The 20,371-nt window shown below is 63.6% G+C and carries 18 protein-coding genes; 10 read left to right on the forward strand and 8 right to left on the reverse strand.

The features are described 5' to 3' along the window. Positions 1-131: 131 nt before the first annotated feature. Together lipA and K3725_RS07735 are read left to right on the forward strand one after the other, a co-directional pair. A complete protein-coding gene (gene lipA / locus K3725_RS07730) occupies positions 132-1,085 on the forward strand; it encodes a lipoyl synthase (protein WP_260018212.1) in 954 nt (317 codons plus the stop codon). Continuing rightward, on the forward strand, positions 1,082-2,224 hold the full coding sequence (locus tag K3725_RS07735; RefSeq protein ID WP_260018213.1) for an amidohydrolase: 1,143 nt from the start codon (positions 1,082-1,084) through the stop codon (positions 2,222-2,224). Before lipA ends, K3725_RS07735 begins: the two co-directional genes overlap by 4 nt. A gap of 3 nt (positions 2,225-2,227) precedes the next feature. Here the strand turns inward: K3725_RS07735 and K3725_RS07740 are convergent, their stop codons facing one another. After that, positions 2,228-2,596: an RcnB family protein gene (locus K3725_RS07740; protein WP_260018214.1), complete on the reverse strand. Its 369-nt coding sequence runs from the start codon at positions 2,594-2,596 to the stop codon at positions 2,228-2,230. A 256-nt stretch (positions 2,597-2,852) separates the two neighbouring features. Then, positions 2,853-3,398, reverse strand: a complete 546-nt coding sequence (hpt, locus tag K3725_RS07745; RefSeq protein WP_260018215.1) for a hypoxanthine phosphoribosyltransferase — start codon at positions 3,396-3,398, stop codon at positions 2,853-2,855. Between the two features lie 74 nt (positions 3,399-3,472). On the opposite strand from hpt, the gene K3725_RS07750 reads away from it, so the two are divergent. Then, positions 3,473-3,919 (forward strand): type II toxin-antitoxin system RatA family toxin, encoded by a 447-nt coding sequence (locus tag K3725_RS07750; protein WP_065267326.1) that lies wholly within the window; start codon positions 3,473-3,475, stop codon positions 3,917-3,919. Between the two features lie 94 nt (positions 3,920-4,013). Beyond that, a complete protein-coding gene (tmpT, locus tag K3725_RS07755; protein WP_260018216.1) occupies positions 4,014-4,655 on the forward strand; it encodes a thiopurine S-methyltransferase in 642 nt (213 codons plus the stop codon). Positions 4,656-4,739: 84 nt separating this feature from the next. On the opposite strand, the gene K3725_RS07760 is transcribed toward tmpT, so the two are convergent. The 4 genes from K3725_RS07760 to K3725_RS07775 all read right to left on the reverse strand — a co-directional run bounded on the left by K3725_RS07760 (position 4,740) and on the right by K3725_RS07775 (position 8,194). Then, positions 4,740-5,921 (reverse strand): ammonium transporter, encoded by a 1,182-nt coding sequence (locus tag K3725_RS07760; RefSeq protein ID WP_260018217.1) that lies wholly within the window; start codon positions 5,919-5,921, stop codon positions 4,740-4,742. Positions 5,922-6,060: 139 nt separating this feature from the next. Next, positions 6,061-6,552, reverse strand: a complete 492-nt coding sequence (locus tag K3725_RS07765; RefSeq protein ID WP_260018218.1) for a CinA family protein — start codon at positions 6,550-6,552, stop codon at positions 6,061-6,063. A 2-nt stretch (positions 6,553-6,554) separates the two neighbouring features. Then, entirely contained in the window at positions 6,555-7,061 is a 507-nt protein-coding gene (locus K3725_RS07770) for a phosphatidylglycerophosphatase A (protein WP_260018219.1), read from the reverse strand. Next, positions 7,058-8,194: a bifunctional 2-C-methyl-D-erythritol 4-phosphate cytidylyltransferase/2-C-methyl-D-erythritol 2,4-cyclodiphosphate synthase gene (locus K3725_RS07775; protein ID WP_260018584.1), complete on the reverse strand. Its 1,137-nt coding sequence runs from the start codon at positions 8,192-8,194 to the stop codon at positions 7,058-7,060. The genes K3725_RS07770 and K3725_RS07775 overlap by 4 nt, the downstream gene beginning before the upstream one ends. A gap of 182 nt (positions 8,195-8,376) precedes the next feature. Here K3725_RS07775 and dusB point away from each other — a divergent pair, with 182 nt between their 5' ends. The 5 genes from dusB to K3725_RS07800 all read left to right on the forward strand — a co-directional run bounded on the left by dusB (position 8,377) and on the right by K3725_RS07800 (position 15,596). After that, on the forward strand, positions 8,377-9,363 hold the full coding sequence (dusB, locus tag K3725_RS07780) for a tRNA dihydrouridine synthase DusB (protein WP_260018220.1): 987 nt from the start codon (positions 8,377-8,379) through the stop codon (positions 9,361-9,363). Then, on the forward strand, positions 9,360-10,439 hold the full coding sequence (locus tag K3725_RS07785) for a nitrogen regulation protein NR(II) (RefSeq protein ID WP_260018221.1): 1,080 nt from the start codon (positions 9,360-9,362) through the stop codon (positions 10,437-10,439). Before dusB ends, K3725_RS07785 begins: the two co-directional genes overlap by 4 nt. A gap of 3 nt (positions 10,440-10,442) precedes the next feature. After that, positions 10,443-11,807: a sigma-54 dependent transcriptional regulator gene (locus K3725_RS07790; RefSeq protein ID WP_260018222.1), complete on the forward strand. Its 1,365-nt coding sequence runs from the start codon at positions 10,443-10,445 to the stop codon at positions 11,805-11,807. Between the two features lie 100 nt (positions 11,808-11,907). Next, the gene (locus K3725_RS07795) at positions 11,908-14,190 is read left to right on the forward strand and encodes a PAS domain-containing sensor histidine kinase (protein WP_260018223.1); all 2,283 of its coding nucleotides are present in this window, start codon (positions 11,908-11,910) and stop codon (positions 14,188-14,190) included. Continuing rightward, positions 14,187-15,596, forward strand: coding sequence for a sigma-54 dependent transcriptional regulator (locus K3725_RS07800; RefSeq protein ID WP_260018224.1), 1,410 nt, complete (start codon positions 14,187-14,189; stop codon positions 15,594-15,596). Before K3725_RS07795 ends, K3725_RS07800 begins: the two co-directional genes overlap by 4 nt. A gap of 57 nt (positions 15,597-15,653) precedes the next feature. Here the strand turns inward: K3725_RS07800 and K3725_RS07805 are convergent, their stop codons facing one another. After that, a complete protein-coding gene (locus K3725_RS07805; protein WP_260018225.1) occupies positions 15,654-17,996 on the reverse strand; it encodes a caspase family protein in 2,343 nt (780 codons plus the stop codon). 416 nt (positions 17,997-18,412) lie between these two features. After that, entirely contained in the window at positions 18,413-18,880 is a 468-nt protein-coding gene (locus tag K3725_RS07810; protein ID WP_260018226.1) for a hypothetical protein, read from the reverse strand. A 113-nt stretch (positions 18,881-18,993) separates the two neighbouring features. On the opposite strand from K3725_RS07810, the gene trkA reads away from it, so the two are divergent. Beyond that, positions 18,994-20,370, forward strand: a complete 1,377-nt coding sequence (trkA, locus tag K3725_RS07815; RefSeq protein WP_039183322.1) for a Trk system potassium transporter TrkA — start codon at positions 18,994-18,996, stop codon at positions 20,368-20,370. Position 20,371: the final 1 nt, after the last annotated feature.

The raw sequence follows: 20,371 nt of genomic DNA on the forward strand, positions 1-20,371 counted from the left end.
AGAAAAACGGCACATTTGCAGTGTTTGAGCCATGACAAGGCGGCAAGGCGGGGTTGACGATATGCCCGTGCCAAGCCAGATCAGCTATGTTAAACCCGCTCAGAACGCCAAAGGCCGGAAGGGAAACCCACGTGAGAGACCTTAAGATCCCGGAGCAGCGCCACCCCGAAAAGGCGCATCGTCCCGACAACGCTCAGCCCAAGAAGCCAAGCTGGATCCGGGTCAAGGCGCCGGGCGGCAAAGGTTATGCCGAAACCCACAAGATCATGCGCGACAACAAGCTGACCACGGTCTGCGAGGAAGCGGGCTGCCCCAACGTCGGCGAATGCTGGAGCCAGGGCCACGCCACCATGATGATCATGGGGGAGGTCTGCACCCGCGCCTGTTCCTTCTGCAACATCGCCACCGGCAAGCCGCCTGAGGCGCTGGATGCGTTTGAGCCGGGCCGTGTCGCCCATGCGGTCGAAAAGCTGGGTCTGAACCACGTGGTGATCACCTCTGTGGACCGCGACGATATCGAGGACGGCGGCGCCGAGCATTTTGCCCAGACCATCCGCGCGGTGCGCCACCGCAGCCCGAACACCACCATTGAAATCCTGACCCCGGATTTCCTGAAATGCGATCCCTCGGTGCTGGAAACGGTCGTTGAGGCGCGCCCGGATGTCTTCAACCACAATCTGGAAACCGTTCCGGGCCTGTACCCTGAGGTTCGCGCCGGTGCGCGCTATTTCCACTCCCTGCGCCTCTTGCAGCGGGTCAAGGAGCTGGACCCGTCGATGTTCACCAAATCCGGCATCATGGTCGGCCTGGGCGAGGATGCGCAGGCGGTGAAGCAGGTGATGGACGACATGCGCGCCGCGGATATCGATTTCCTGACCATCGGCCAGTACCTGCAGCCGACGCCCAAGCACCACGCGGTGGACCGCTTTGTGACGCCTGAAGAGTTCAAGACCTATGAAAAAGCCGCCTATGGCAAGGGTTTTCTGATGGTCTCGGCAACACCGCTGACCCGATCCTCCTACCATGCCGGCGACGATTTCGCCCGCCTGCGCGAAGCCCGCAACAAGAAGCTGGGCCTGGCATGACGCCTGAGCGTCTGGCGCGGCTGACAACGCTGCGCCACGCCCTGCATCAGATCCCCGAAGTCTCCGGCGCTGAGGAAAAGACCGCCGCCATGGTGGCGGACTATCTGCGCGGGCATTGCCCCGATCAGCTGCTGACCGGCCTTGGCGGCCACGGTGTTGCTGCGGTTTATGAGGGCAGGGCGGAAGGCCCTACCGTCCTGATCCGCTGCGAGCTGGACGGGTTGCCGATTGAGGAACTGTCGGACCAGCCTTATCGCTCCACCCACGCGGGCCGAGGGCACCTGTGCGGCCACGACGGCCATATGACGATGGTAGCGGCGCTGGCAGAGGATCTGTCGGCGCAGCGCCCGGCAAAGGGCCGCGCCGTTCTGCTGTTCCAGCCCGCCGAGGAAACCGGCAAGGGAGCCGCGGCAGTGATTGCGGATCCTGCCTTTCAGCAGATCGCTCCGGACCACGCTTTCTCGCTGCACAACCTGCCGGGGCTGCCGGTGGGGCAGGTTGCGTTGTGCTCCGGCGCTGCCAATTGCGCTTCCCGCGGGATGCGCATCAGGCTGACCGGCAAAACATCCCACGCCGCCGCGCCGCAGGACGGCTTGTCGCCCGCCGGGGCCATCGCGCAATTGCTGCCGGGTCTGGCGGCTTTGGGTGGCGGCGGTGATCTGGGGCCGGATTTCGCCCTAGTCACCCTGACCCATGCCCGGCTGGGTGAAGCGACCTTTGGCATCGCCCCCGGCGAGGGCGAGGTCTGGGCCACCCTGCGCACCGTGACGGATCCCCGGATGGATCAGCTCGTTGCAGATGCCACTGCATCGGTGGAGCAGGTCTGCGCAGCGGAGGGGCTGGGGTTTTCCATCGAATTTGATGATGTGTTTGACGCCTGCACCAACCACCCGGAGGCGGTGGAGATGTTGCAGGCCGCCTGTACAGCGGCAGGCAACCCGGCGCAGATGAGGGACTATCCCCAGCGCTGGTCCGAAGACTTTGGCCAATTCGGCAAACAGGCCAAAGCGGCGATGTTCTGGCTGGGCTCCGGGGAGGCGCAGCCGCAGCTGCACAACCCGGATTTCGATTTCCCGGACGCAGCGATCCCGGCCGGAGCCGGGATCATTCTGCAAGCTGTCAGAACCCTGCTGGGCTGAGCGTCAGTTCACCAGCGCATCAACAACGGCCACTGCGCCGATGATGGCCAGCGTGTCTTTGACGACCTCAAAGATCTTGTCGCCCTGGCGCACATAGCGGTGCCCGTCGCGCGGCGGGTTCAGGCCCCAGCGGCCGTAGTCGTCAATGTAGACCCAGTCGTCCCCGCGAATGCGGCCGTCGTACCGGTCGTGATCATGGTCATGATCGTGGCTGTGCTTGCGGTGGTGCCGTTTCTTCACCTGGCCCGGCGCATAATGGGCGGCGCTGTTGCTGTGCCCGGGGGCCCATTTCGGCGGCCCCGCATGGCTGGCTGCGGGGGCGAGGGTCAGAGTCAAAGCCGCGGCTGCGGCGGCGGTCAGAAACTTTTGCATGGCGGATCTCCTGTGATCGCTGCGTTTGCCAATCACATGGGGCAGGTGGCGGCGAAAGGCAAATCCGTTGCGCCGGAATGCGCCGCCCGCCGAGGTGGAACCGGCGGAGGACCGCCGGTTCCCGATTACGCTGTGTTTATCGCTGTTTGTGGCAGTTTTGCACAAGCACCGCGGCAGGCTGCACCGGGGGGTGCACAGGTGGTGGACAGGTGGTGTACAGGTGGTGCACGCATGTCACCCCCGGGTTTTGGCCGGCTCAGCCCTCGTCGGTGAACCGCACCTTGCCGATATGCGGCAGGTTGCGGTTGCGCTGCGCATAGTCGATGCCATAGCCGACGACAAATTCGTCCGGGATTTCAAAGCCGACCCAGTCAGAGCGGAAATCCACCTCGCGCCGCGACGGCTTGTCCAGAAGCGCAATGGATTTCAGCCGCGCCGGATTGCGGCTTTGCAGCAAATGCGTGACATGGTTCAGCGTGTGGCCGGTGTCGACGATATCCTCCACGACCAGCACGTCGCGCCCTTCAATGGCGCCGCGCAAGTCCTTGAGAATGCGTACTTCCCGGCTGCTCTCCATGGCGTCGCCATAGGACGACGCCTCCAGGAAATCGACCTCGATCGGCAGATCCAGCTCGCGCACCAGATCGGCGATGAACACGAAACTGCCGCGCAAGAGGCCGACCACGACCAGCTTGTCGGTATCGCCGAATTCCTTCTGGATTTCCTCGCAAAGCTCCTCGATCCGCGCGGCGATTGCCTTGGCCGAGATCATCACATCAATGACATATGGACGCTGTGTCATGGCTGCCCCCTTGAATTTCCCGCGCGTACATAGGACATCACGCCCGATAATTGTAGCAGAAAATCAGCGGACAGATGCCCACACACTCGGAAACCCGCCAGATGCCCTATTCGGCACAGCAGATGTACGATCTGGTGGCCGACGTCGCGCAGTACCCCAAATTCCTGCCGTGGTGCGCTGCGGCCCGTATCCGCAGCCGTGCGCCGATGGGCGAGGCCGAGGTGATGGAGGCGGATCTGGTGATCTCCTTCAAGGTGTTCCGCGAACGGTTCGGCAGCCGGGTAACTCTTTACCCTGGCGAGAGAAAAATCGATACCGAGTATCTGGACGGCCCGTTCCGCTACATGAAATCCCACTGGATTTTCACCCCGCGCGAGGACGGCAGCTGCGACGTCGACTTTTTTGTTGATTTCGAGTTCAAGAACGCGGTGCTGCAGGGGATTATCGGTGTGGTCTTCAACGAGGCGATGCAGCGGATCGTGCGGGCCTTTGAGCGCCGGGCGGCAGAGTTGTACGGCTGACTCTCTGCGGGGCGAGACACCGCTTGACCTCAAGCGGGCTTCAAGTCGTATCAGCGGCTTAGTACGGTATTTCCCACGGAAGGAGTCTCCCGCAATGGAGCAGGAATTCTGGCAGGCGCGGTGGCGCGAGAACCGCATCGGGTTTCATGAAGCGGCGCCCAACTCTTTGCTGACCAAGCATTTTGCCCGGCTTGGAATGCAGACAGGCCAAAGCGTGTTCTTACCGCTGTGCGGCAAGGCGCTGGATCTGGACTGGCTGCTGTCACAGGGGTTGCGCGTGGCCGGCGTGGAGTTCAGCCAGGGTGCGGTGGAGGAGGTGTTTGCCCGGCAGGGGCTGACACCGGACGTCACGCGGGCTGACGGTTTGACCTGCTATCAGTCAGGTGAGCTGACCCTCTACGCAGGCGACTTCTTTGCTCTTTCCCCAGGGCATCTTGGCGCGGTTGATGCTGTCTATGACCGGGCTGCGCTTGTCGCGGTGAAAGCGGAAGACAGAATGGCTTACGCCGCGCATCTGAACCAGATCACAGGCACCGCGAAACAACTGCTGATCGGGTTCGACTATGACCAGTCCCTGATGGACGGGCCGCCTTTTTCGGTGCCGGGATCAGCCGTGAATATGCTCTATCAAGGCAGCCATGAAATCAGTCTGATCGAGAAACGCGCTGCGGATGGCCGGATCGGAGAACGCTGCAACACGCTGGAACAGGCCTGGCTGCTAACTCCCTTGACCTGAAACAGAAAACGGGTCCCCGAGGGGACCCGTCCGGTGCAAAATGGCACCGTCTGCCGTGAGTGGCGGCATTCGTCATAGCCGGGGTCAGCTGTTCATGTCGTATGCGCGCTCACCGTGGATAGAAAGATCGAGGCCATTGGTCTCGCTTTCAAGATCCACGCGCAGGGATGTGATCAAAGCGGAGATCTTCACCAGTGCGATGGTCACAACCACGGTGAAGATGCCGACGATCACCAGCGCGCCCAGCTGCGCGGCCCAGGCACCGGCACCGAAGACGGCGATCATGATGGTGCCGAAGATGCCGCCGACGCCATGTACCGCGAACACATCAAGCGTGTCGTCGATTTGCATCTTGTTGCGCACCAGATTGACCATCTCCTGGCACAGCACGCCTGCGATGGCGCCGATGATCAGCGCTTCCATCGGGCCCACAAAGCCGGAGGCCGGGGTGATAGAGGCGAGGCCCGCAATGGTGCCGGTGACCAGGCCCACGAGGGAGGCCTTGCCGTATTTGATCTTTTCCCACAGCGCCCAGCTGAGCGACGCGGTTGCGGCAGAAATATGGGTCACGGTCAGCGCCATAGCGGCGCCGCCGTCTGCTGCCAGCTGGGAGCCGCCGTTGAAGCCGAACCAGCCGACCCACAGCATCGCGGCACCGATCATCACATAGCCGGGGTTATGCGGCGGGATGGCGCGGTTTTTGCGCGGGCCCAGGAAGAAGGCGATGATAAGTGCAGCAAGGCCCGCGGTTTCATGCACCACGATGCCGCCGGCAAAGTCCTTGACGCCCACGTCGCCGAAGATGCCGCCGTCCGCCAGGAAGCCGCCGCCCCAGATCCAATGCACCACGGGCGCGTAGCACAACAGCATCCAGAGGCCGGAGAACACGAGGACGAAGCCAAAGCCCACACGCTCCACATAGGCGCCGACGATCAGCGCGGGCGTGATGATGGCAAATGTCATCTGGAAGGCAAAGAACAGAACTTCGGGCAGGGTGCCGGACAGGCTGTCAGCCGTCACACCGTTCAGGAACATCTTGTCCAGACCGCCCCACAGGCCGGAAGTGCCGCTTCCGAAGGCGATTGTGTAGCCGAAGGCCAGCCACAGAACGCTCATCAAACAGGCAATGGCGTAGCAATGCATGAAGACGCTGAGCACATTGCGGGCACGTACCAGGCCGCCGTAAAACAGGGCCAGCCCTGGCAGTGTCATGAAGAGCACCAGGGCCGTGGCCACAATGATCCATGCGGTATCCGCTCCGTTCATCCGATTGTTCCTTCCCCTCAAAAACCGGTGAGGTCAGGAGAAAGCGCAGTCGGCGCGCAGAAAAAAGCGGCAGGGGCGCGGGAGGCGCACAAAAACGGGGCTTTTTTGCAAGTGCTGAAAAATTGAGCGCCGCAGCGGGTCAGCTGCCCGTTTCGCGTTCGATTTGGGAAATCGCCTGCGCCAGCAGCTCCAGCGCGTGATCGCGGGTGGCTGATCGGACATTCGCCCTGCCAATGGCGCCGAATTCCACGGTTTCCGTTGTGGCGGGCCGGCCTGCGCAGGCCAGGCCAAAGCAGACGCGGCCCTCTGGCTTGAATTCTGAGCCGCCGGGGCCTGCAATGCCGGTGACGGAGACGGCCAGGGTGACACCCGCGTTCCGCACCGCACCTTCGGCCATTTCCGCGGCGACCTCCTCGCTGACCGCGCCCACGGCGTCCAGAGTTTCCGCCTTCACCCCCAGCATCTGCATCTTGGCCGCGTTGGAATAGGTGACAAATCCGCGGTCAACCACGGCAGAGGAGCCTGGGATGTCCGTCAGAGCAGCGGCAATCATGCCGCCGGTGCAGCTCTCTGCCGTGGCGATGGTGATGCCGGCGGCGGTTGCCCGTCTGATCAGTTCGCCCGTGTCCATGGTCACATCCCCAAGACGCCGTGCGACAGGAAGGCCAGTGCGGCAACGCAGATGGCGGCCAGGATGCCCGCGATCACGTCGTCCATCATCACGCCGGTCGCCCCCTTCTGCCGGTCAGCCCAGCCGACGGGACCGGGCTTCAGGATGTCAAAGAGGCGGAAGAGCACAAAAGCAGCGATCCAGCCCGGCCACAGCGCGGTGATCTCGATATCATGCGCCCAGGCCGGGTAGGACACGGCCCAGAGCGCGGTGAACTGGCCTGCGACCTCGTCCAGGACAAACTCCGAAGGGTCCATGTTCTCGCGGTTGCGGGTCATCGCCTCTGCTGCCCAGACGCCGACGATCATGCAGATCACGGTCGCCAGTGCCAGCAGCAGGAACCCGCCCAGCTGGTGCAGCGCATAGGCCATGGGCAGAGCGGCAAGCGAGCCCCAGGTGCCGGGTGCAGGCCGCAGATAGCCGATGCCGCCGACAGTGCCGATCAGGAAGGCCAGGCGTTGTCTCTTCATGACTTCACCAATGCTGCCGTGGCGATAGCGGCTATTCCTTCGCCGCGGCCGGTGAAGCCGAGGCGTTCCGACGTGGTGGCCTTGATCGACACACGGTCTGCGCCGATTCCCAGGATTTCAGCCATCACCGCACGCATTTTGGCGGCGTGGGGGCCGACCTTGGGGTATTCGCAGACCAGGGTGCAGTCGACGTTCGACAGGGTGAACCCCATCTCGCCCGCCAGATTGGCGGCGTGGCGCAGGAAAATTTCGCTGGCGGCGCCTTTCCATTGCGGATCGGACGGCGGGAAGTGCTGGCCGATATCGCCCTGTGCCAGCGCGCCATAGATGGCGTCGGTGACGGCGTGCATGCCGACATCGGCGTCGGAGTGGCCCTGGAGGGTTTTCTCGTACTGGATTTCCACCCCGCACAGGATCACGCTGTCGCCGGGGCCGAAGCGGTGCACGTCGTAGCCGTTGCCAAGCCTGATATCCATGTCTGCTCCCAGAATGTGTTCCGCCCGGGTGAAGTCTTCGGGGCGGGTGATTTTGATATTGTCCGGCTCACCCGGGATAATGCGGACGCCGAGCCCTGCAGCGCGTGCAACCTCGACATCATCGGCGGCTCCGCCGGGGTGGGCAAGATGTGCCGCCAGAATGTCCCGGTAACGGAAACCCTGCGGCGTCTGCGCGGCAAACAGGCCGTTGCGGTCCTGGGTGCCGGTGACGGCGCCATCCGCGCCGGTCCACAGAGCATCAGTCACCGCAAGCGCCGGGGCTGCGGCAGGTGTTTCGTCCAGGGCATTGAGAATGCAGTGAATGAGGGGGGGACTGACACAGGGGCGGGCTGCATCGTGGATCAGGACCTTGTCCACACCGTACGGCTCCAGCGCCTTCAGCCCGTTCAGGACAGAAGCTGCCCGCTCTGCACCGCCTTTAGCGAGGATCAGGCCAGCGCAGCCGGAAAATTCTTCCCAGGCGGCGCTGTCGTCCGCGGAAAGGACCAGTGCAATCAGGTCCACGCCCGCACTCGCAAAGGCTTCAAGCGTCCAGTCAATCACCCGGCGGCCCTTGAGTGCGCGCCATTGTTTTGGCATGCCGCCGCCTGCGCGGGTGCCGCGGCCGGCGGCGACGATCAGGGCGGCTGTGGTCATGCGGTCCTCGTCCGATAGGTCCCGCATTGTTTATGAGGTGGCGCAGGAAGTGGCAATCACCTGGCGGAATGTGATTAAAAAATAGGCAAATGGAGTCCAGGAGTGGGTTGCGGAGGCGCAATTCATTGCTGCATAGCAGAGGCTTCGGGTAAAAACCTCTCAGTTGCACAAGGATTAGGCAAGTGTCCTTCACGCTTGGAACCACCTCCATGTCCCCGCCCATCGCCCTGGCGCCGATGGCGGGAATCACAGACCGGCCGTTCCGGGATCTGGTCCGCTCCTTCGGCGTGGGACTGATGGTGAGCGAGATGGTGGCAAGCCAGGAGATGGTGCAGGCCAAGCCGGGCGTGCGCGAGCGGGCCGAGCTGAGCGCGGATGCGGAGAACACCGCGGTGCAGCTGGCGGGGCGCGACGAATACTGGATTGCTGAGGCCGCGAAACAGGTTGCAGGCCAAGGCGCGCGGATCATCGACATCAACATGGGCTGCCCCGCCAAGAAGGTGACAAACGGCTATTCCGGCTCGGCCCTGCTGAAAACGCCCGACCACGCGCTGCGGCTGATCGAGGCTGTGGTCGGCGCCGTGGATGTGCCAGTGACGCTGAAGACCCGGCTGGGATGGGACGATCACTGCCTGAACGCACCGGATGTGGCGCGCCGCGCTTGCGAGGCCGGGGTGCAGATGGTGACAATTCACGGCCGCACACGCTGCCAGTTCTACAAGGGCTCCGCCGATTGGGCGGCGATCCGGGCGGTGAAGGACGCAGTGAGCGTGCCGCTGCTGGCCAATGGGGATATTTTAGACACGGCAACTGCGCGGCAGGCGCTGGAGCAGTCCGGCGCCGATGGCGTGATGATCGGGCGCGGGGCTGAAGGAAAGCCCTGGCTGCTGGCGGAGGTGGCGCATCACCTGTGGGGCACACCGGCGCCGGACGTGCCGCGAGGTGATGCTTTTATACAAATGGTTTCAGAACATTACCGGGCAATGCTCGACTTCTACGGGCAGGACCTGGGGGTGCGCGTCGCGCGCAAGCATCTGGGCTGGTACATGGATGAGGCCGGAACCGGCCCGGCCATGCGGCGTGCAGTGCTGACAGAGAAAAACCCGGCGGACGTGCTGGCGCTGCTGCCGGAGGCACTGAGCGCCACAGTCCCGGAGGCCGCCGCATGATGGACAGCGCTGCCCTCTGGGCCTCTTTGCCGGTGCCGGCCTTTCTGATCGACGCCTGGGACAAGATCGCCGATGTGAACGCGGCCGGTGAGGGGTTCCTCAACACTTCGCGCAAGGCGCTGCTGGGGCAGCCGGTCTGGGACACCCTGGCCATCGACGCGCCGATTGAGGAGGCCTTTGCCCGGGCAAGGGTGCAAAGCACGCCGCTGTTCGTGAACGACATCGACGTCGGCTCCGGCAGCCGGGCGCCGCTCCAATGCGGGGTGCAGATCGCGCCGCTGCAGGGGCAGGACGGGGTAATGCTGCTGATGGTCACCCCGCGGGAGCTGGCCGGGCGGATGACCCAAACCCATTCCGCCAAATCCGCTGCCGCCTCTGCCATCGGCATGGCAGAGATGCTGGCGCATGAAATCAAGAACCCGCTGGCGGGCATCACCGGAGCGGCGCAGCTCTTGAGCATGGGGCTGGGACCGGAAGATCTGGAGCTGACTGACCTGATCGTCAGCGAAAGCCGCCGCATCGTGAAACTGCTGGAGCAGGTGGAGCAGTTCGGCAACCTGACCGAGCCGGATTTCAAGCCGGTGAACCTGCACGATGTGCTGGACCGGGCGCGGCGCTCGGCGCTGTTGGGGTTTGGCGCCCATATGACCATCACAGAGGAATACGACCCCTCCTTGCCGATGGCCTGGGGCGATGCGGATCAGCTGCTGCAGGTGGTGCTGAACTTGTTGAAGAACGCCTCGGAAGCTGCTGATCAAAAAGGCGGAAATATTCATATCCGCACCTTCTATGAGCATTCCTTCCGGCTGCGCCGCAGTGACGGAACCGGCAAGCTGCTGCCCCTGCAGATCGAGATCACCGATGATGGGCCGGGGCTGCCGGACAAGATCAAGGACGACATTTTCGACCCGTTTGTTTCGGGCCGGGAGAACGGCACCGGGCTGGGCCTTGCTTTGGTGAGCAAGATCGTCTCGGAGCATAATGGCTGGATTTCCGTAAGCTCGGTTCCCGGGCGCACGGTGTTCCGGCTGTCGCTGTCGCGCGTGCCGCGTGATGCAAAACCGCAGGAGAGCTGATCCATGGACGGCACCGTTCTGGTCGCTGACGACGACCGCACCATCCGCACCGTTCTGACCCAGGCGCTGACCCGCGCGGGCTGCAAAGTGCATGCGACCTCTTCACTCACGACGCTGATGCGCTGGGTGGGCGAGGGCAAGGGCGATGTTGTGATCTCGGACGTGATGATGCCGGACGGGAACGGGCTGGAGATGCTGCCCAAGATCCAGGCCGACCGGCCCGGGCTGCCGGTGATCGTGATTTCGGCGCAAAACACCATCATGACGGCGATTAAGGCAGAGGAGGCGGAGGCCTATGACTATCTGCCCAAGCCGTTTGATCTGCCGGAGTTGATGAAACGCACTGCCAAGGCGCTTTCGGCCAAGCGGGTGGCGGCGGCGCCGCGCTCCGACGCAAAGGAACGCCCCGAAGAGCTGCCCTTGATTGGCCGCAGCGAAGTGATGCAGACGCTGTACCGGCTGATTGCACGGGTTATGAACACTGACCTGCCGCTGCTGGTTACCGGCGAAAGCGGCACCGGCAAGTCGCTGATCGTGCAGGCAATACATGATTTTTCGGACCGGCGGACCTTGCCGTTTGTGCATGCGGATGCGGCGGATCTGATTGCGCTGGAAGGCCCGTCGCGGCTGCTGGCGCAAGTGAAGGGCGGCACCCTGGTTATTGATGAACTGGCAGACCTGCCGGAGGAAGCGCAGGCGCGGCTGGTGCGGATGATGGATGTGCCCGGCGATCACGCGCCGCGGTTCATTGCGTCCAGCCAGAAGGATCTGGCCAAGGCGATGGAAAACGGCGATCTGCGCCAGGATCTTTTTTACCGGATCTGCGGTTCGGAGCTGCATGTCCCGGCGCTGCGGGAGCGGGTGGAAGATATTCCGCTGCTGGCGGAGCACTTCCTGATCAAGGCCGAGAATGACGGCGCGCCGCACCGTGAACTGAGCGAAGCGGTGCGGGAGGTGCTGCGCCGGTTTGCCTGGCCAGGCAACGTGCGGCAGCTGGAAAACACCGTCCGCCGTCTGGCGTTGACGTCGCGCAGCGAGGAGATCACCCAAGCGGATGCCGAGGCTGTTCTGGGGCCGCAAACCGGGCCGCAGCCCGCAGCGGCAGGGTTTGCCAACGAGAAGCTGTCAGAGGCTGTGGGCCGGCATTTGCAGCGGTATTTCGACCTGCACGGCGACATGCTGCCGCCGCCGGGCCTGTACATGCGGCTGCTGCGCGAAGTGGAGACGCCGCTGATTGAAATCGCCCTGGCGGCAACTGGCGGCAACCAGGCAAAATGCGCGGATTTGCTGGGGATCAACCGGAATACCCTGCGTAAGAAGATAACCGATCTGGATATTGAGGTGACACGCCGCCGCAAACTGATGTAATATCGCCACAGAAATGTGGCCTTGTTGTGAATTTCCTAGGCAGGGCCACGAGATATGGCGGTGACTCGCAAAGAGTCGCACATCAGGATGAGGGCAGTAAGTGGCGCATAAGTCACATCTGAGGGCGGCATACGGGCCGTTTGCGGCCTTGGACCGCTGGCGGAGAACCCGCCGGGCGCGCAATATCGGCACCATCGGCTTGGTTCTGCTGGGGCCGGTCCTTGCCTTGGCAACCTTCCTCATTATCGGCCCGTTCGGGCAGGGCGCCTCATCCAGGTCGCTGCGGCTGATCCTGCTGGCCGATCTGGTTTACATCCTGACCATTGCCGCCCTGGTGATGGCCCAGATCCTCCGGCTGTTTGCGGCGCGGCGCTCCAAGTCGGCAGGCTCCCGGCTGCACTTGCGGCTGATCGGGGCCTTTGGTTTCCTTGCGCTGATCCCCACCGTGATTGTTGCGGTTTTTGCGGTGCTCACGGTCAATGTGGGTCTTGAGGGCTGGTTCTCGCAGCGGGTGCGTCAGGTGATCGGCAGCTCGCTGGAGGCTGCAGAAGCCTATCAGGCACAGCAGAAGGGAGATCTGACCGAGGACGCCCGTGCGCTGGCGCGGTACCTCGACAGCAGCCGGTCGCGCAGTTTCTTCATCAATGACGCCGAATTGCGGCTGGTGCTGGCACAGGGTCAGTTGCAGGTTCAGCGCGGCCTGCGCGAGGCCTATATCGTTGACAGCGCAGGCCTGATCCGCGCCCGCGGCGAGCGGTCTTATGAATTCGACTTCGAAAAGCCCAATGACCGGCAGATCAGCGCCGCCCGCGAGGAAGGACTGCTGCTGATCGAGGACTGGAACAACAGCGAGTTCCGCGCGCTGGTACGGCTGGACGCCTTTGTTGACCGGTTTCTGTACATCAGCCGCGATGTGGATGGCGAACTGCTGAACCTGCTGGATGATACCCAGGAAACCGCGCATCTGTATCAGCAGCTGGAAAGCGAGCGGGGGCGGGTGCTGTTTGAATTTGCGCTGCTTTACATCGGGTTTGCTGTGATCCTGATCCTGGCGGCGATGTGGCTGGGGATGTGGTTTGCAGAGCGGCTGTCGCGTCCGGTCGGGCGGCTGACCGTGGCCGCCCAGAGGGTCGGGGCCGGCAATCTGGACGTGCAGGTGCCAATTGACGACGGCGGCGACGAGATCTCCCAATTGGGAGCGTATTTCAACCAGATGACGCGGGAGCTCAAGGCGCAGCACGGGCGGCTGATCGACAACACCCGCCAGATTGAGCGGCGGCGGCGGCTGTTTGACTCTGTGCTGTCCTCTGTGACCTCCGGCGTGGTTGGCCTTGATGCCGATGGCCGGGTGACCTTTGTGAACCGCTCTGCCGAACGGCTGCTGGACTGGCAGGAGGATCAGCAATCGCTGGCCCTGGCTGTTGCGGTGCCGGAATTCGGGCCGCTTTTTGCGGAGCTGATCGAGACTGGCGCTGAGGTGGTGCAGGAAGAAATCAAGGTGACCCGCCAGGGGCAGCTGGAAAACCTGCTGGTCCGGATGTCGCCGCGGCGCTCAGAGGAGGGCGGGCTGGAAGGCTATGTGGTGGCCTTTGATGACGTGACCGATCTGGTCAGCGCCCAGCGGATGGCGGCCTGGGGTGATGTGGCCCGCCGTATCGCGCATGAGATCAAGAACCCGCTGACCCCGATCCAGCTGAGCGCGGAGCGCATCAAGCGCAAGTTCGCTCCCAAGCTGGGCGAGGAGAACAGCGACCAGCTGCAATCCATGACGGATGTGATCGTGCGCCAGACCAATGATCTGCGCAGGATTGTCGATGAGTTTTCGAAGTTCGCCCGCATGCCGGAACCGGAACGGCGCGAGGAGGATCTGGTGAAGCTGGTGCGGGATGCGGTGATCCTGCAGCAGCAGGGCCAGCCGGATGTCCGGATCACAGCGGATCTGCCCCAGGCAGAGATGCCCTCGGATCTGGACGCCACCATGATTGGCCAGGCATTGACCAATCTGATCAAGAACGCAGGCGAAGCTATTGAAAGCCTGCAGCAAAAAGGCGCCCCGGAGGGGCTGGTGCCGGAAATCCGTGTGTCTGCGCAACAAGCAGGCAATGCCTATGAGGTCCGGATTGCTGACAATGGCATCGGTCTGCCGGAGGACCGGGCGCGGTTGTTTGAGCCTTATGTGACCACGCGGGATGCGGGCACCGGGCTGGGGCTGCCGATCGTCAAGAAAATAATCGAGGAGCACGGGGGCACGCTGACGCTGGAAGACGCCCCGGTGTTTGAGGGACACGCGCATAACGGCGCAATGGCGGTGATCCGCCTGCCCGCCGCAGCCAAATCAGCGGCGGCGCCTAACAAGAGCACAGTGAAAGCAGGTCTGACATGAGTGACATTCTGATTGTAGATGATGAGCGCGACATCCGCGAACTGGTCTCGGACATCCTGGAGGACGAGGGCTATGCCACCCGCAAGGCGGGCAGTTCCGACGAATGCATGGCTCAGCTGGAGGCGGCCCAGCCCGCCCTGATGATCCTGGATATCTGGCTGAAGGACAGCCAGATGGACGGGATCGACATCCTCAAGGCGGTGAAGCGCGACACACCGGATATTCCGGTGGTGATCATCTCCGGCCACGGCAACATCGAAATTGCGGTCGCTGCAATCAAGCAGGGGGCTTACGACTTCATCGAGAAGCCGTTCAACATCGACCAGCTGATGGTGGTGATCCGGCGCGCGATGGAGACCTCACGCCTGCGCCGGGAGAATACGGATCTGAAACGCAAGGACACCGGTCCGGCAGAGATGATCGGCACCTCCGCGGCGTTCCGCACGCTGACCGGCCAGCTCGACAAGGTGACAAAATCCAATGGCCGGGTGATGCTGACCGGCCCGGCGGGCAGCGGTAAAGAGATTGCGGCCCGCTATATCCACGCCAATTCGAACCGTGCCTCTGCGCCGTTCATCACGGTGAACTGCGCCAGCATTGAACCGGACCGGATGGAAGAGGTGCTGTTCGGCCGGGAGACTGCTGAACGCGGGGTCGAGCCGGGACTGCTGGAACAGGCCCATGGCGGCGTGGTGTTCTTCGACGAGGTCGCCGACATGCCGCTGGGCACCCAGTCCAAGATCCTGCGGGTGCTGGTGGATCAGCAGTTCCAGCGGGTCGGCGGTTCGGACAAGATCAAGGTGGACCTGCGGGTGGTCTCCTCCACCAACAAGGATCTTGAGGGGGAGATCGAGGCGGGCACGTTCCGGCAGGAGCTGTATCACCGCCTGAACGTGGTGCCGGTGGCAGTGCCGTCGCTGGCGGACCGGCGTGAGGATATTCCGCTGCTGGCCGGCCATTTCATCGCCCAGTTCAACGAGGCCCAGGGCCTGCCGCTGCGCGAGCTGACGGATGAAGCGGTGGCGCTGATGCAGACCATGCTGTGGCCGGGCAACGTGCGCCAGCTCAAGAACCTGGTGGAGCGGGTGCTGATCCTGGGCGACGGCAGCGGCCCGATCGAGGCCAAGGATCTGCCGCGCGAGGAAGAAAAGCCGCAGGAGGAGGGCCGGGTGGTGCTGTCCGGCGCGCTGGCGACACTGCCGCTGCGCGAGGCGCGGGAGGCATTCGAGCGCGAGTACCTGCTGACCCAGATCAACCGCTTTGGCGGCAATATCAGCAGGACGGCGTCCTTTGTCGGGATGGAGCGCTCGGCGCTGCACCGCAAGCTGAAATCGCTGGGGGTGGTGACATCCAACAAGGCGGGCGCCCGGGTGGCGCATGTGGAGAACGAGGAAGAAGAGGCCTGAAAAGGCAGGCCTAAAAAAAGGCTGCGCGCGCCCGGATTCAGCCGGGCGCTTGTGCGGTCAGAACAGGTCCTGGCGGATCGGGTTCAGGGCAAAATGAACCTGGGCTGCCAGCCGTAACTGGTCAACGGCATCCTCGGGCACTGTTGCGGGCAATCCCGCCTTGCGGGCCCAATCTGCCAGTTCCCGGCGCGAGGCCGGGCCGAACTGGCCGTCAACGGCAATGCCTGACCCGAGCCCGCGCAGCACGGACTGGGTGGCGGCGGCGATGTCAGCCGCGGTCATTCCCGCCAGCAGATCCCGTGCGGCGGCCCTTGCGTCCGGGTCATTCAGGGCCATCGCCTTGCCGGCGCGGGCGGCGGCGGCATGGGACGGGACGCGGTCGGACAGCCGGTTCAGCGCCACCCAGGCGCCATTGGCACCGCCCCAGGCGTCACCGCGGGCCAGCCCCATGTCGTACCATTCCAGCGCCTCGGCGGCATCGCTGCCGGGCAGATCGCCGTTCATGATCATCCGGCCGATCTCACCCGGGGCATGCGGATGGCCAAGCTGGGCGGCCTCGGCAAACAGCGCGCGGGCCTTTTCCTTGTCCACCGGTTTGCCGGCGCCGCCATCGCGGTAGACGTAGCCAAGATTGGCAGTGCCATAGATGTCGCCGCGCCCGGCAGAGGCCTCCAGGTAGGTCAGCCCGCGCTCCGGCTGCGCCAGCTCATCACCGCTCCACAGGAAAAAATAGCCAAGCTCGTTCATCGAGTAGGTATGGCCAAGCTCCACTGCACGGCTCAGCAGGTCGTAGCCGCGCTGTTTTTCCTCAGGCGTGCTGCTCTTGCGCAGGAGCCGTTTGCCGCGTGCATGCATCGAAAAGGGGTCGCCGGCCTCAATGCCCTTGTCCCAAAGCGCAAACGCCCTGTCAGGATCATAGGGGATCGGCACCGTCTCGCGGTCCACATTCTGCGTGACATGCAAATAGGCCACCGCGTTGTAGGCGCGGACATGGCCCAGTTCCACGGCCTTTTCAAAGGTTTCATAGGCTTCCATCAGGCGGCCCTGGCCTTGCAGCGCGCGGCCAAGCTGGTAATGCAGGCGGCCAAGGTCCGGCGCGGCCTGAACTGCCTCCCGGCAGGCGGCCTCTGCCGCCTCGAGGTCGATTTCATTGGGGTAGCGGAACAGGCCAACGCCCTGCAGGTCCAGCAGATCTCCGGCCTCCAGGTCGCATTGGCGGGCAATCATCTCGAGATTGACGGTTACGTCACGTACGGTATCTGCCTGTGCCAGCCGCAGCACCATCCGGTCCCTGCGGACCTGGCCGCCATCCTGGCGGGCGGGCAGCTCCGTCAGCTTGGGCGCATAGCTGACGCTGAGCGCGCGGCCATCGCCGGATTGCAGCGATGTGACACCGGCAGATGAGTTTTCGACGATCGAAACAGTTGTGCCTGCCTGAACATAGGGGCTGATTTCAGGCCCAAGCTCCAGCGCCCGGCCCAGCGGCACCTTGACGGACAGTTCCGCCGGGATCTGGTCAAGACTGGCGGCCACGGTTTCTGTTGCGGTGCTCGTACTGGCCGAGGCAACATTCAAAGACCGTTCCGCGGGGCGCAGATAGATCTTTTGCATCAGGGTGGAGCTTTCCCACGGCACCTGCGTATTGCCGGTGGCGCTGTAGACATCGCTGCGGATGGCCGCCAGGACGGTCATTGCGTCCTCCTCCGGGTTGTCCGGGAAATGCCGCACAACAGAGGCCGTATAGGGGCTGTTGCTGCCGGGCTCCCCATCCAGCGCGGTGGCACCGGGGGAGGTGGAAAAGGCCACCAGCGTGTTGAGCGGCGGGCGGAACACGTCAAAGCCTTCGCGCGCTTCATAAAGCTGGGCACCGACCTCGGCGTTGAGCTTGGCTTGCGGCACCGGGTTGTCGCGGCAGGAATCGAGCATCAGGATCTGGCTGCCGGCCTTGCCACCCAGAATGGCGGATACCCGGTCGAGGGTGACCGATTGGAAGGGCAGGTCGTGAATGCCCGTAAGCTCGGCATCGCTGGTCAGCAAATAATTGCGCCGTCCCAGCTGAATGCCGTGGCCGGCGTAGTAGAAGAACACTTGGCTGCCTTCGCGGATGTTGAGCGCCGCCTGCCGCAGCAGCGCCTCGAACCCGCGCTTGTCCAGATCGTACCCCTCATAGACGGTATAGCCGAAGGTCTTGAGCATCTCTGCCATCGCCTCGGCGTCTTTGCGGGTGTTGGTCAGATCGCTGACGTGGTCGTAGTCCTGTATGCCGATCACAATGGCGGTTTCGGGAGCGGCGCTGCCTTCGCGGGTTTCATAGGCTGCCTGCGCGGCCGCAGGCAGCATCCCTGCACAGGAGAGGGTGAGAGCCGCAAGCGCGGAAGAGATGGGGGAATGGGCTGTCATGGTTTTGTCCGGGTTCAGCCCCAGCCGCCACCGCCGCCGCCACCTCCAGCACCGCCGCCCTTGGGAGGCCCGATTGTTTTTTCCTCAGGAACTGTCGTAGTGGACGCAGGAGGAGAAACAGGGGCTGTTGAAGCGGGGGCCGGTGCGGGCGCCGGGCGCGTTGCCTGGGTGCTGTAGCTGGCAGGTGCTGCCGCCGGTGCAGGCGCCGCTGCTGGCGGCGGGGCAATCGGAGCTGTCGGTTCACAGGCTGCGGTAACAGCCGCCACAGGCAGCGCGGCAAACAGGAAATGTATCCGCATCGGGTACCTTTCTCTTTTGAGAATACTGGTCAAAAAACAATTGGCGTTCAGCTTACTTGAACTTAGGCCGCAAATCAAAAATGTCCTGCCGCGGAGCGGCTGATCACAGCCGGAGGCTCAGCCGCCGCTGCGGATGACGGTGCTGCCATCGCGGTTGCGCTGCGCGCAGGATGCTTCGCTGAGCGGTGCCAGCCGCGGCCCAAGCGGGCTGCCGGCACTGCTGCGGGTGCAGCGCTTCAGCGCAATCTGCTGATAGCCCTTTGAGGCCATGCAGGATGTTTCCAGCCGCTGGCGCAGGGGCTTGTTGACATCGACGGTGTAGATGCTGCCTTCGGACCAGTAGCCGGGGTAATAGTGGCAGTTGCCGTTGTGGCAGACCTGCCGGCCGGGGTGGAAAACCGGCGGATGCTGACGGATCTCATTGGCGACCGGGGCGTCTTTCAGCGCCCGGGTCGCGCAGGCCAGTTCGTCACTTTGCAGGCGCGACACCTCTGCCCCTTGCTTGTAGTAGACCGGCAAGGGCCCGCAGGCTGTTGTAAAGGCCAGCAAAACAGCGCCTGAGATAACTGTGAAACCGCGTTGCATACCAAAAGAATGGCCGCAAACTGAGGAAGTTACAATTAATTTGACCGTGAATGCGGCATCTGTCATTCACGTCGGGCAAATCTCTGCCCGAAACTCCGCCAAGGGACATGTAAATGAAGGTCATTATCTGCGGCGCGGGCCAGGTCGGCTGGCAGATCGCCCGGCACCTGTCCGGTGAGCACAATGATGTCACGGTGGTCGACAGCAACCCGGAACTGGTGCGGCGCGCGACCGATACGCTGGACGTGCAGGGCATCCATGGCTTTGCCTCTTATCCGGACGTGCTGGACCGGGCCGGGGCGCGGGACGCGGATATGATCATCGCCGCCACCCACTCGGACGAGGTCAACATGGTGACCTGCCAGGTGGCGCATTCGGTGTTCAAGATCCAGCGCAAGATCGCGCGGCTGCGGGCAAAAAGCTATCTGACTGCGATCTACTCCGACCTTTATCAGCGGGAGCATCTGCCTATTGACGTGGTGATCAGCCCGGAGCGTGAAGTGGCCGCGGCTGCGATGCAGCGGCTGTCGGCGCCGGCGGCCTTTGACACCGAAACCTTCATGGGCGGCAAGGCGCAGCTCTTGGGGATTCAGATTGATGCGGAGTGCCCGGTGGTGAACACGCCGCTGCGCCAGTTGACGGACTTGTTTTCCACTTTGCGCGCGATCGTCGTGGGGGTCCGCCGCGATGGCACTTTGTTTGCGCCGGAGCCGGGCGACCAGCTGTTCGTCGGCGACAGCTGTTATGTGTTTTCCCATGCGGATGATGTGCCGCGCACCATCGAAGTCTTCGGCAAGAAAGAGAAACGCCAGGACCGTGTGGTTGTGGTCGGCGGCGGCAACGTCGGGCTGGAAGTGGCCAAGGCATTGGAAAGCAGCACTTCCCGGATCCGGGCCAAGGTAATCGAGCGGGACCGCCGCTGCGCCGAACGCGCCGCCGAGGAACTGGAGCGCACCATCGTGCTGAACGGTGACGGGCTGGACCGGTCGCTGATGATCGAGGCGGGCATCGACAAGGCGGATGCACTGCTGGCGGTGACCGATGACGACAAGGTCAACATGCTGGCTGCGGTGCGGGCCAAGGCCGAGGGCTGCCCGCTGGCGATTGCGCTGATCAATGACCCGACCCTGGTGCCGCTGCTGCCGCATCTTGGCATCGACGCCTATATCAACCCGCGCTCCACCACCGTCAGCTCAATCCTGCGCCACATCCGTTACGGCCGGGTGCGGCAAGTCTACTCGCTGGGCGACGCCGAGGCTGAGATGATTGAGGCAGAAGTGCTGTCGACCTCGCCGATTGCCGGGCAGATGATCCGCGAGACGGACTTTCCCGAAGGTGTGCTGGTTGGCGGCATCCTGAAGAACGGCGAAATGCTGCGCCCGTCAGGTGAGACCCGGATCGAGGAAGGCGACGTGATCGCGCTGTTTGCAATGGCGGACGACGTGCCCGAGGTGGAGCGGCTCCTGCAGGTGTCGATCGACTACTTCTAGC

Origin of the sequence: Leisingera sp. S132, from assembly GCF_025144465.1 — a bacterium.
Lineage (GTDB): Bacteria > Pseudomonadota > Alphaproteobacteria > Rhodobacterales > Rhodobacteraceae > Leisingera.

Excerpts from the sequence above, each read along its gene's own strand:
- K3725_RS07760 (WP_260018217.1), bottom strand. The coding sequence starts at position 5,921 with ATGAACGGAGCGGATACCGCATGGATCATTGTGGCCACGGCCCTGGTG.
- K3725_RS07775 (WP_260018584.1), bottom strand. The coding sequence starts at position 8,194 with ATGACCACAGCCGCCCTGATCGTCGCCGCCGGCCGCGGCACCCGCGCA.
- K3725_RS07770 (WP_260018219.1), bottom strand. The coding sequence starts at position 7,061 with ATGAAGAGACAACGCCTGGCCTTCCTGATCGGCACTGTCGGCGGCATC.
- K3725_RS07790 (WP_260018222.1), top strand. The coding sequence starts at position 10,443 with ATGGACGGCACCGTTCTGGTCGCTGACGACGACCGCACCATCCGCACC.
- K3725_RS07810 (WP_260018226.1), bottom strand. The coding sequence starts at position 18,880 with ATGCAACGCGGTTTCACAGTTATCTCAGGCGCTGTTTTGCTGGCCTTT.
- K3725_RS07750 (WP_065267326.1), top strand. The coding sequence starts at position 3,473 with ATGCCCACACACTCGGAAACCCGCCAGATGCCCTATTCGGCACAGCAG.
- K3725_RS07805 (WP_260018225.1), bottom strand. The coding sequence starts at position 17,996 with ATGACAGCCCATTCCCCCATCTCTTCCGCGCTTGCGGCTCTCACCCTC.
- trkA (WP_039183322.1), top strand. The coding sequence starts at position 18,994 with ATGAAGGTCATTATCTGCGGCGCGGGCCAGGTCGGCTGGCAGATCGCC.
- K3725_RS07800 (WP_260018224.1), top strand. The coding sequence starts at position 14,187 with ATGAGTGACATTCTGATTGTAGATGATGAGCGCGACATCCGCGAACTG.
- K3725_RS07765 (WP_260018218.1), bottom strand. The coding sequence starts at position 6,552 with ATGGACACGGGCGAACTGATCAGACGGGCAACCGCCGCCGGCATCACC.
- K3725_RS07740 (WP_260018214.1), bottom strand. The coding sequence starts at position 2,596 with ATGCAAAAGTTTCTGACCGCCGCCGCAGCCGCGGCTTTGACTCTGACC.
- hpt (WP_260018215.1), bottom strand. The coding sequence starts at position 3,398 with ATGACACAGCGTCCATATGTCATTGATGTGATGATCTCGGCCAAGGCA.
- K3725_RS07735 (WP_260018213.1), top strand. The coding sequence starts at position 1,082 with ATGACGCCTGAGCGTCTGGCGCGGCTGACAACGCTGCGCCACGCCCTG.
- K3725_RS07785 (WP_260018221.1), top strand. The coding sequence starts at position 9,360 with ATGATGGACAGCGCTGCCCTCTGGGCCTCTTTGCCGGTGCCGGCCTTT.
- tmpT (WP_260018216.1), top strand. The coding sequence starts at position 4,014 with ATGGAGCAGGAATTCTGGCAGGCGCGGTGGCGCGAGAACCGCATCGGG.